The following is a 10,582-nucleotide window of genomic DNA, read 5'->3' as shown; positions in this document are numbered from 1 at the left end:
GCGACAAGCCGGACGGCTGGGGATCGGGCCTGGTCACCGGAGATCCTACGGATTGTCGCTTTGAGGCGGGCACATCCCTAGCCGCGGCCCTCGGGTGAACAAGTGACAGACGGGGCTTCAGTGCCGGCCGTTGACGATGTCGACGAACAGCTGGTGGATGCGGCGATCGCCGGTCATCTCGGGGTGAAAAGCCGTCGCCAGCATCCGGCCCTGCCGCACCGCGACGATGTGCCCCGCGGCCCGGGCCAGCACCTGCACGCCGTCACCGGCGCGCTCGACCCACGGCGCGCGGATGAACACCGCCCGCACCGGGCCGTTGAGCCCCGCGAACTCGATATCGCCCTCGAACGAATCGACCTGCCGTCCAAAAGCATTGCGCCGCACCGTCATATCTATCGCGCGCAGCGGCAGCGCCTCGCGTCCGCCCGCGCCGGCGTCGAGGATCTCGCTGGCCAGCAGGATCATGCCGGCGCACGCGCCGTAAGCAGGCAGGCCGTCGGCCAGCCGCGCCCGCAGCGGCTCGAGCAGGTCGAGGTCGAGCAGCAAGTGGCTCATGGTCGTGGACTCGCCGCCGGGAATGACCAGGCCGTCGATCGCCTCGAGCTCGCTGCGCCGGCGAACCGGCATGGAATCGGCGCCGGCTTCGCGCAGCGCGGCGAGGTGCTCGCGGGTGTCGCCCTGCAGCGCCAGCACGCCGACCCGTGGTGCGCTCACTGTGCCCTCACTGTTCAGAAGGCCGGAATCCGCGCTTATAGCGGGTCAGCCCCTCCTGCATGACGGCCGCGACCATCTCGCCGGTCTGGGTGAAGATCTTGCCCTGCGTGAGCGCGCGACCGCCGCTGGCCGACGGCGAGCTCTGGTCGTAGAGCAGCCACTCGTCGGCCCGGAACGCCCGCATGAACCACATCGCGTGGTCGAGCGACGCCACCTGCAGGTGCTCACGCACGTCGAGGTGGGTCACCTGCGCCGAGCCCAGCAGCGTGAGGTCGCTCATGTAGGCCAGGGCGCAGATGTGCAGCACCGGGTCGTCGGGCAGCGGGTCGCGGTGGCGAAACCACACCTGCTGCTGCGCGGCCTTCCCGGGCGACAGCTGCAGCCGGTCGCGCGGCACGATGCAGACGTCCCACTCCTCGAACTGCTTGAACCCCGCATCGTCGAAGACCTTGATCGAGTTCAGCCCGGGCAGCCCGTCGGGGGGCGGCGCGGCCGGCATGGGGTCCTGGTGGTGGATGCCTTCCTGATCGGTCTGAAACGACGCCCCCATGCTGAAAATGATCTCGCCGTGCTGGATGGCGTTGACGCGCCTGGTGGCAAACGAGCCGCCGTCGCGGGTGCGCTCGACGATGAAGACCGTGCGCGCCAGGGCGTCCCCGGGCCGCAGGAAATAGCCGTGCAGCGAGTGCACCTGGTACTGCGGGTCGACGGTGCGCACCGCCGACACCAACGACTGGCCGGCGACGTGACCGCCGAAGGTGCGTTGCAGGAATCCGGATTCCGGGCTGAACACGCTGCCGCGGTAGATGTTGACCTCGAGTTGCTCGAGATCAAGGATCTCTTCGATCGCCACGGCTACGAAAGTCGGCTCTTCGCGCAAGCGCTCATCGCTATTTTTTACCAGCCGCGTTCGGCGAGGCGATGCGGCTGCGCGATCTGCTCCACGTTGATGCCGACCATCGGCTCGCCCAGGCCGCGGGACACCTTGGCCAGCACGTCGGGGTCGTCGAAGAAGGTGGTGGCCTTGACGATCGCGGCGGCGCGCGCCGCGGGGTCGCCCGACTTGAAGATGCCCGAGCCGACGAACACGCCCTCGGCGCCGAGTTGCATCATCATCGCCGCGTCGGCGGGAGTCGCGATCCCGCCCGCGGTGAACAGCGTGACCGGCAGCTTGCCCGCGCGGGCCACCTCGGCGACGAGTTCGTAGGGCGCCTGCAATTCCTTTGCGGCGACGTACAATTCGTCTTCGGACAGCGACGTCAGCCGTCGGATCTGGCCGCCGATGGCCCGCATGTGGGTGGTCGCGTTGGAGACGTCTCCGGTACCCGCCTCGCCCTTGGAGCGGATCATGGCCGCGCCCTCGTTGATGCGCCGCAGTGCCTCACCGAGGTTGGTCGCGCCGCACACGAACGGCACGGTGAACTTCCACTTGTCGATGTGGTGGGTGTAGTCGGCGGGGGTCAGCACCTCCGACTCGTCGACGTAGTCGACGCCGAGGCTCTGCAGGATCTGCGCCTCGACGAAATGCCCGATGCGGGCCTTGGCCATCACCGGGATGGTGACCGCGGCGATGATGCCCTCGATCATGTCGGGGTCGCTCATCCGCGAGACCCCGCCCTGGGCGCGGATGTCGGCGGGCACCCGCTCCAGCGCCATCACCGCGACGGCGCCGGCGCCCTCGGCGATGCGGGCCTGCTCCGGGGTGACGACGTCCATGATGACGCCGCCCTTGAGCATCTCGGCCATACCGCGCTTGACCCGGGCCGTTCCCGTGGCCTGATTCGACTCCACTGGCTTCTTCTTTTCCTCAGACATTGCGCTTCCACTCTAGTGGTCAGCGACAAGCGGGTTTTCTCGCGATCAGCGGATCGACTCGAGCACGCCGGGGTTGCGGGCGTCGTCCGCCAGCCGGAGGGCCGCGGGCAGCAGTTCGCCGAGTTGCAGCGGGTAGACCTGTTCGCCGGCCGCGGTCAACTCCGCGATGTCGTTCGCGTCACACCACCGGGCGCCGTGGATGTAGCGGCGTTCCAGCTCGGTGCGCCCCGCAAGGGACGGCTCGAACCGCCGCGTGCGATGCACCAGGTAGAACTCCTCGCTGTCGATCAGGGTGCCGTTGAACTCGAACACCTCGTCGCGCCGCCAGATCGGCCCGACCATGTCGGCCGCCTCGACGCGCAGGCCGGTTTCCTCGGTGAGCTCCCGCGCGGCGGCCTCGGCCAGTCGTTCGCCGGGGCGCACCTCGCCGCCGACGGTGAACCACCACCGCGGCGCGCTGCCGTCGGTGATCGCCGGATCCGAACCGCACAGCAGCAGCACCGCGCCGGTTTCGTCGAGCAGCACGACCCGCGCGGAGGTGCGGTGGCTGGGCGCGCCGTGGTGGCTGTGCGCCAACGCGTGGGGGCGTTCCACGATCTCGAAATAGCTTGGCAGCGCGGCCGTTCCACCGAGCCGCAAGGCGCGCACCATGCGCCGCTCGGCCAGGGCGAGGGTGTCGCGGACCGCGTCGTTGTGGAAACGGCGGGCCAGCAGCAGGCGTGCCTCGGCGTCGGCGAGCTCGGCGATCAGGCCCGCGGGCAGCGACGCCGGATCCACCATCGCCAGCGCGGCCGAGAGCTCGTTTTCCGCGTTCTCCCGCGCGTGCCGGGGCGCGCGTTCCGCGGCGTCGGCCAGGGCGGCCAAGCGCCTACCTTCCGGCGCCCCGCCGTAGGCGTCGATCGCGACCGCGCGGGCCACCACCGCGCGCCGCGCCAGCGCGCCGTCGAGCGCCTGCCAGGACAGGTCGTAGCGAACGTTCAAGCGGTCCAGCCGGGTGGCCCGCTGATAGGCCCACGCGGCGCACACCGCCAGCACCACGACCAGCGCGACAACGGCGACGATCAGCCAGACCATCAGCTGGCCACCTGAACTTTGGCGCCCGACCCGGCGACCGTCTCGTACACCCGCATGATCTGGCTGGCCACCACCGACCAGTCGTAGCGACGGACCGCCTCGGACGCGGCCGCCACATACCGCTGCCGCACCACATCGTCGTCCAGCACCTCGATCAGCGCGTCGGCCAGTGCGCCGGCGTCGCCCACCGGCACCAGGCCGCCCAGTTCGCCGTCGCGCAGCACGCGGCGGAACGCGTCGAGGTCGCTGGCCACCACCGGGGTGCAAGCGGCCATGGCCTCCACCAGCACGATGCCGAAGCTCTCGCCGCCGGTGTTGGGCGCGCAGTAGACGTCGGCGCTGCGCATCGCCGCGGCCTTGCCGGCGTCGTCCACCAGCCCGAGGAAACGCATGTGCTGCGCCAATTCGCCCGCCTGTTCCCGCAATTCGTCCTCGTCGCCGTGACCGACGATCAGCAGCTGGACGTCGGAAAAGCGCTCGACCACCCGGGGCAGCGCGTCGAGCAGGACCGACATGCCCTTGCGCGGCTCGTCGTAGCGGCCCAGGAACAGCACCGTCTTGCCCGGCCGCGGATAGCCGTCCAGCGGCGCGGCATGGGCCAGGGAATCGACGTCGACCCCGTTGGGGATCTCCACGGCGTCGGAGCCCAGCGCCTCCATCTGCCAGCGCCGCGCCACGTCGGACACCGCGATGCGGCCGACGATCTTCTCGTGCCAGGGCCGCAGCACACCCTGAAACACCGACAGCGTCAGCGATTTGGTGGTCGAGGTGTGGAATGTCGCCACGATCGGGCCCTCGGCGACCCGCAGCGCCCACATGGACAGGCTGGGCGCATTCGGCTCGTGCAGGTGCAGCACGTCGAATTCGCCTTGGGTGAGCCACTTTCGGACCCTGCCGTGGACCGCCGGACTGAACTGGAGCCGCGCGACCGATCCGTTGTAGGGAATCGGGATGGCCCGCCCGGCGGAGACGACGTAGTCGGGCAGTGACACGTGCGGCGACGCCGGCGCCAACACGCTGACCTCGTGCCCGCGGGCGCGCATCACCTCGGCAAGTTGCAGGACGTGCGACTGCACCCCGCCGGGTACGTCGAACGAGTAGGGACAGACCATCCCGATGCGCATCAGGCTTCCTTCAGCCGCGCCCGCCGGGCATCGGACAGATCGGCCAGCCATTGCGGCTGCATCATGTGCCAGTCGGCCGGGTGAGCGGCGATGTTCGCGGCGAACTGGTCGGCCAGCGCCTGGGTGATGACGCGCACGTCGCCGCTGCTGCAGTCCAGCGCCGGGTGTATCGAGATTGCCCAGCCTTGAACGTCTCCGTCCTCGAACCAGCAGTGCACCGGCAACAGGGCCGCCCCGGTCGCGATCGCGAGCTTCGCCGAGCCCGCCGGCATCCGGGTGGCTTCGCCGAAGAATTCGACTTCGACGCCGGTGCGGGTGAGGTCGCGCTCGGCCATCAGGCACACGGCTCGGTTGTCCCGCAGCCGTTCACACAGCACCTCGAAGGGGGGCCGTTCGCCGCCGGACAGCGGCAGCACCTCGAAGCCGAGCGTTTCGCGGTACGCGATGAAACGGTTGTAGAGCGACTCCGGTTCGAGTCGCTCGGCGACGGTGGTGAAAGTGCCGAAGGTGTGGGCCAGCCAGACGCCGGCCATGTCCCAGTTGCCGCTGTGCGGCAGCGCCATTACCACCCCGCGGCCCGCGGCCAGGGCCTTTTCCAGGTTGTCGATCCCCCGAACCGATTCGTGCAGCCGGCGGGCCAGTTCGGGCAGATTCATGGTCGGCAGACGGAACGCCTCCCGCCAGTAGCGGCCATAGGATGCCAGCGAGGCGCGCATCAGTTCGTCGGGCACGTCGGCCGGCGCGACGCCGATCACCCGGGCCAGGTTCTTGCGCAACTGGTCCGGCCCACCATTGCGCGCCGCGTAGCGCGCCCCGGTGTCGAACGCAGTGCGCGCGGCGAATTCCGGCACGGCCCGCACTGCCATCCAGCCGGCCGCGTACGCCCAATCGCTCGCGTGGCGGCCCATCAAGCGGCCCGCGAACCTGCGCGGCAGGTCGAAGACTTTCAGGCCGGCCGGGGTGGCGATCACGGCTGGCCCGTTCCGGGCGGAATGGGATCGGTCGCGCCGGGCGAACTCCGCGCCCTGTGCAACCGCTGCACGCACGTGACGAGGCTGGCCGCGGCCAGCAGCCACATCGCCACCGGCAGCGCCCACGGCAACGGGTACACCGGAAGATCCGACAGCCCGGCGCCGACCAGCACGATGATCAACCGCTCCGGGCGTTCGATGATGCCGCCGTCGCCGCGCAGCCCGCTGGCTTCGGCCCGGGCCTTGACGTAGGGGATCACCTGCGACGTGACCAGGCAGATCAGGGTCGCGACCACCAGCAATTTGTCGTGCAGCCCGAACGCGATCCACCACAGCAGCCCGCAGAAGACGGCGCCGTCGCTGATGCGGTCGCACGTCGCGTCGAGGACCGCCCCGAAGCGGGTGCCGCCGCCACGCTCGCGGGCCATCGCGCCGTCGAGCATGTCGAACAGGACGAAGAACCAGACCACCAGCGTGCCGGCGAACAACTTGCCCATTGGGAACAGCGCCAGCGCGCCCGCCACCGCGACGACGGTGCCCAGGATGGTGACGACGTCCGGCGTCAAACCCATCCGCAGACACGCCCGCGCCGTCGGGGTGCTGATCCGCGTGAACGCGGCCCGCGACAGGAAGTGCACCTTGCTCATGGTTGCCGGGCCCACTCCGTGGCCAGCAGCTGACGCGTTTCGCGCAGCAACTGCGGAATCACTTTGGCGCCACCGACGATGGTGATGAAGTTCGCATCGCCGCCCCACCGCGGCACCACGTGAACGTGTAGGTGTTCGGCCAGTGAGCCACCCGCCGATGTGCCCAGGTTCATCCCGACGTTGAAGCCGTGCGGATGCGACACGTTCTTGATGACGCGAATTGCCTTCTGGGTGAACGCCATCAGCTCCGCGCTCTCCGCGTCCGTCAGGTCCTCGAGCTCGGAGACCCGCCGGTACGGCACCACCATCAGGTGCCCGGGGTTGTACGGGTAGAGATTGAGCACGGCGTAGACGAGTTCGCCCCGGGCGACCACCAGGCCGTCCTCGTCGGGCAGCCGCGGGATGTCGGTGAAGGGCTGCTCGGTGTTGGCGTTGTCGCGCTTCATCGGCGCCTCGGCGAGGTAGGTCATCCGGTACGGCGTCCATAACCGCTGCAGGTGATCACTCTCGCCGACGCCGGTGTCGACGATGGTGTCCTCCGCTTCCTCCCGACTGCTCACGGCCCGACCACTTTCACCAATTCCGCTGTGGGAGCGGCGTTCTCGCGATCGGCTATCCACTTGACGATCGCATCGACCGCGCTGTCGCGGGGCACGCCGTTGATCTGCGTGCGGTCGCCGAAGCGGAAGCTCACCGCCTCGGCGGCCACGTCGCGGTCGCCGGCCAGCAGCATGAACGGCACCCGCTGGCCGGTGTGGTGGACGATCTTCTTGGCCATCCGGTCGTCGCTGCCGTCCACTTCGACCCGCACCCCGTGCGACTTCAATTGGGCGGCAACCTCTTCCAGGTAGGCGATGTGCTCGTCGGCGACCGGGATGCCGACCACCTGGACGGGTGCCAGCCACGCCGGGAACGCCCCCGCGTAGTGCTCGGTGAGGATGCCGAAGAACCGCTCGATCGACCCGAACAGCGCGCGGTGAATCATCACCGGGCGCCGCCGGCTCCCGTCGGCGGCGGTGTATTCCAGCTCGAAGCGCTCCGGGAAGTTGAAATCCACCTGGATGGTCGACATCTGCCAGCTGCGGCCCAGCGCGTCGCGGGCCTGCACCGAGATCTTCGGTCCGTAGAACGCGGCGCCGCCGGGATCGGGAACCAGTTCGAGGCCCGACTCCCGGGCGACGTCGGCCAGCGTGGCGGTGGCCTCCTCCCACACTTGTTCGGAGCCGACGAATTTGTCCGGGTCCTTGGTGGACAACTCCAGGTAGAAGTCCTCCAGCCCGTAGTCGCCGAGCAGCTCGAGCACGAAGCGCAGCAGCGAAGCCAGCTCGTCGTGCAGTTGTTCGCGGGTGCAGAAGATGTGCGCGTCGTCCATGGTGAATCCGCGGGCGCGGGTCAGCCCGTGCACCACGCCGGACTTCTCGTAGCGGTACACCGTGCCGAACTCGAAGAGCCGCAACGGAAGTTCGCGGTAGGAGCGCCCACGCGAACCGAAGATCAGCGTGTGCATCGGGCAGTTCATCGGCTTGAGGTAGTAGTCCTGGCCCGGCTTGCGCACCGTTCCGTCGTCGTTGTATTCGGCGTCGAGGTGCATCGGCGGGAACATGCCGTCGGCGTACCAGTCCAGGTGGCCCGAGGTGTGGAACAGCTGCGCCTTGGTGATGTGCGGGGTGTTGACGAACTCGTAGCCGGCCTCGATGTGCTTGCGCCGCGAATACTCCTCCAGCTCCCTGCGCACGATGCCGCCCTTGGGGTGGAAAACCGCTAGGCCGGAACCGATTTCGTCGGGAAAGCTGAACAGATCCAGCTCGGCGCCCAGCTTCCGGTGATCGCGGCGCTGGGCCTCCTCGATCAACGTCAGGTGGTGCTCGAGCGCCTCCTGCGACTCCCACGCGGTGCCGTAGATGCGTTGCAGGCTGGCGTTTTCCTGGTCGCCGCGCCAGTAGGCCGCGGAGCTTCTGGTCAGCTTGAACGCTGGGATGTGCTTGGTGGTGGGGATGTGCGGGCCGCGGCACAGATCGCCCCACACCCTTTCGCGGGTGCGGGGATTGAGGTTGTCATAGGCGGTGAGTTCGTCGCCGCCGACCTCCATGACGTCGGGGTCACCCGACTTGTCGTCGACGAGTTCGAGCTTGTAGGGCTCGTTGACCAGCTCCTCGCGCGCCTGCTCCTTGGACTCGTAGACCCGCCGGGAAAACAGCTGGCCGTCCTTGACGATCTGGCGCATCCGTTTTTCCAGCGCCTCCAGGTCCTCCGGAGTGAACGGCTCGGCCACGTCGAAGTCGTAGTAGAAGCCGTCGGTGATGGGCGGTCCGATGCCCAGCTTGGCTTGCGGGAACAGGTCCTGCACGGCCTGCGCCAACACGTGCGCGGTGGAATGCCGGATGACGCTACGGCCCTCGTCGGTGTTGGCCGCCACCGGGACGACCTCGGCGTCGGCGTCGGGTGCCCAACTCAAGTCACGCAGCTTCCCTTCAGCGTCGCGCACCACCACGATCGCGTCGGGCGTCCCCCGGCGCGGGAACCCCGCCTCACCGACCGCGGCGGCCGCGGTCGTCCCGGCAGGCACCCGGATCGGGGCTGCTGGGGCTGGGTTTGCGGGGGCACTCATCGGGTTGGGTCTCCAAGGCTGGGGTGGCGTGCTTGATCGTTGCAATGCTATCGGGGTGGGCGTGTCAGGGCTGCCCAGGCTTGAGCCGCACGAACAGGGCGTCGGCTTCGGTCAGCAGGGTGTCGCCGTCGCTCAATCGGCCCGACACGAAGATCTTGCGGCCGTCCACCCGGTCGACCCCGGCATCGATCTGTAGTTCCTTTTCGATCGGCACGATGTGGCGGTAGTCGATCTTGAGGTAGGCGGTGCGCTGATAGGGACCTCCCGTCAGCACCGCCGACGTCAGCCCGAGCACCGTGTCGAACAGCAGCCCCAACGCCCCGCCGTGCACTGCGCCGTTGCGGCCCAGATGAAATCGGGCGAAGCGGGCCCAGCCGTGGATCCGGCCGTCCTCGCCCTTGCGCGCCGACATGGGCACCGTCAGGACGTTGCCCCGCATGGGCAGATCCATCCGGCGGCCCGACGGCGACTGCCATTCGTCGCCGTCGAACGGAGCCAGCAGCGCCGACACCTTCTCCAGTTGGTCCGCCGCCTCGGCGATCACCTCGTCGGGCGCGTCGACGGCGCGGGCGTGGTCCTGCAGCTTGCGTACCGCATCGACGAACCGGCCGTAGTCGGGCCCGCCCTTGACCGTCGGTTCGGGCGGGTTGAATCCACCGCCGGGGTGTTTCTGATGGTCGCCGCCCACCAGGACACCGTATTGCGTGGCTACTGCGCTCCGGCAGCCGCCAGGGTCTCGAACTCGTCGTCGGACAGGGTGATCTCGGCGGCGGCGACGTTCTCCTCCAGGTGCGCCACCTTCGACGTGCCCGGAATCGGCAACATCACCGGCGACCGTTTCAGCAGCCAGGCCAGCGCCAGCTGCGACGGCGTCGCGTCATGGTCGGCGGCGATGCGTTGCAGCGGGCCGTCCGGGGCGGCCAGCGGCCCGGCGGCCAGCGGGAACCACGGGATGAAGCCGATGCCCTGGCCGGCCGCGTAATCAAGCAGCGGTTCGGCGCCGCGCGACGACAGGTTGTACATGTTCTGCACCGACACGATCTGCGTGACCTGCTGGGCTTCCTTGAGCTGATCGGTGTTGATCTCCGACAGGCCGATGTGGCGGATCTTGCCCTCGTTTTTCAGGTTGAGCAGCTCGCCCACCTGGTCGGCCAACGGGAAGTTCCGGTCGATGCGGTGCAGCTGGAACAGGTCGATGGTGTCGACGCCGAGGCGGCGCAGGCTCATCTCGGCTTCCTGGCGCAGATAGCTCGGGTTGCCGAGCGGGATCCACACGTCCGGGGCGGTGCGCAGCAGCCCCGCCTTGGTCGCGATCACCAGCCCGTTGTAGGGATGCAGCGCCTCGTGAATGATCTCCTCGGAGATGTAAGGCCCGTAGGAGTCGGCGGTGTCGATGAAGTTCACCCCGAGTTCGGCGGCGCGCCGCAACACCCGCACGCATTCGTCACGGTCGGCGGGCGGCCCCCAGACGCCCTGGCCCGTCAGGCGCATGGCGCCGAAACCCAGCCGGTTGACGGTCAGGTCGCCGCCAATGGTGAACGTTCCGGAAGCTTGGGCTACGGTCTGCGCGGTCACCCCTACGACCGTACGCCGACGGCGTGACCGCGCGTCCCCGCGTGGCAAGCTGAG

11 protein-coding genes are annotated in these 10,582 nt (G+C 69.0%); all 11 read right to left on the bottom strand.

What is annotated here, in order from left to right; genetic code table 11:
- Window positions 1-117 precede the first annotated feature (117 nt).
- Window positions 118-714 carry a pyridoxal 5'-phosphate synthase glutaminase subunit PdxT gene (gene pdxT / locus A5745_RS09660; RefSeq protein ID WP_076115878.1) on the bottom strand — a complete coding sequence of 199 codons (597 nt, stop codon included), beginning with the start codon at window positions 712-714 and terminating at the stop codon, window positions 118-120.
- A gap of 7 nt (window positions 715-721) precedes the next feature.
- Window positions 722-1,567 (bottom strand): acyl-CoA thioesterase II, encoded by an 846-nt coding sequence (tesB, locus tag A5745_RS09655; protein ID WP_076063904.1) that lies wholly within the window; start codon window positions 1,565-1,567, stop codon window positions 722-724.
- Between the two features lie 44 nt (window positions 1,568-1,611).
- On the bottom strand, window positions 1,612-2,529 hold the full coding sequence (pdxS, locus tag A5745_RS09650; RefSeq protein WP_076115877.1) for a pyridoxal 5'-phosphate synthase lyase subunit PdxS: 918 nt from the start codon (window positions 2,527-2,529) through the stop codon (window positions 1,612-1,614).
- Window positions 2,530-2,574: 45 nt separating this feature from the next.
- Window positions 2,575-3,603, bottom strand: coding sequence for an NUDIX domain-containing protein (locus tag A5745_RS09645; protein ID WP_076063901.1), 1,029 nt, complete (start codon window positions 3,601-3,603; stop codon window positions 2,575-2,577).
- On the bottom strand, window positions 3,603-4,727 hold the full coding sequence (locus A5745_RS09640; protein ID WP_076115876.1) for a glycosyltransferase family 4 protein: 1,125 nt from the start codon (window positions 4,725-4,727) through the stop codon (window positions 3,603-3,605). The genes A5745_RS09645 and A5745_RS09640 overlap by 1 nt, the downstream gene beginning before the upstream one ends.
- Window positions 4,727-5,698: a phosphatidylinositol mannoside acyltransferase gene (locus A5745_RS09635; RefSeq protein ID WP_076115875.1), complete on the bottom strand. Its 972-nt coding sequence runs from the start codon at window positions 5,696-5,698 to the stop codon at window positions 4,727-4,729. Before A5745_RS09635 ends, A5745_RS09640 begins: the two co-directional genes overlap by 1 nt.
- Window positions 5,695-6,345: a phosphatidylinositol phosphate synthase gene (gene pgsA, locus A5745_RS09630; RefSeq protein ID WP_076063955.1), complete on the bottom strand. Its 651-nt coding sequence runs from the start codon at window positions 6,343-6,345 to the stop codon at window positions 5,695-5,697. Before pgsA ends, A5745_RS09635 begins: the two co-directional genes overlap by 4 nt.
- Window positions 6,342-6,905 carry an HIT domain-containing protein gene (locus tag A5745_RS09625; RefSeq protein ID WP_076063896.1) on the bottom strand — a complete coding sequence of 188 codons (564 nt, stop codon included), beginning with the start codon at window positions 6,903-6,905 and terminating at the stop codon, window positions 6,342-6,344. Before A5745_RS09625 ends, pgsA begins: the two co-directional genes overlap by 4 nt.
- Window positions 6,902-8,953 carry a threonine--tRNA ligase gene (gene thrS / locus A5745_RS09620; protein ID WP_076115874.1) on the bottom strand — a complete coding sequence of 684 codons (2,052 nt, stop codon included), beginning with the start codon at window positions 8,951-8,953 and terminating at the stop codon, window positions 6,902-6,904. Before thrS ends, A5745_RS09625 begins: the two co-directional genes overlap by 4 nt.
- Before the next feature lie 64 nt (window positions 8,954-9,017).
- Complete coding sequence (locus A5745_RS09615) at window positions 9,018-9,644, bottom strand: PaaI family thioesterase (RefSeq protein WP_076115873.1); 627 nt, start codon at window positions 9,642-9,644, stop codon at window positions 9,018-9,020.
- Window positions 9,645-9,661: 17 nt separating this feature from the next.
- The gene (locus A5745_RS09610; protein WP_076115872.1) at window positions 9,662-10,528 is read right to left on the bottom strand and encodes an aldo/keto reductase; all 867 of its coding nucleotides are present in this window, start codon (window positions 10,526-10,528) and stop codon (window positions 9,662-9,664) included.
- Between the last annotated feature and the right edge of the window lie 54 nt (window positions 10,529-10,582).

This window comes from Mycobacterium sp. IS-2888 (assembly GCF_001954215.1).
GTDB lineage: Bacteria > Actinomycetota > Actinomycetes > Mycobacteriales > Mycobacteriaceae > Mycobacterium.
This window is presented reverse-complemented; position numbering and strand designations above follow the sequence as displayed.

What these genes read in the sequence shown, in the direction of transcription:
- pdxS (WP_076115877.1), bottom strand. Translation starts at nt 2,529, where the DNA reads ATGTCTGAGGAAAAGAAGAAGCCAGTGGAGTCGAATCAGGCCACGGGA.
- A5745_RS09645 (WP_076063901.1), bottom strand. Translation starts at nt 3,603, where the DNA reads ATGGTCTGGCTGATCGTCGCCGTTGTCGCGCTGGTCGTGGTGCTGGCG.
- A5745_RS09640 (WP_076115876.1), bottom strand. Translation starts at nt 4,727, where the DNA reads ATGCGCATCGGGATGGTCTGTCCCTACTCGTTCGACGTACCCGGCGGG.
- pgsA (WP_076063955.1), bottom strand. Translation starts at nt 6,345, where the DNA reads ATGAGCAAGGTGCACTTCCTGTCGCGGGCCGCGTTCACGCGGATCAGC.
- thrS (WP_076115874.1), bottom strand. Translation starts at nt 8,953, where the DNA reads ATGAGTGCCCCCGCAAACCCAGCCCCAGCAGCCCCGATCCGGGTGCCT.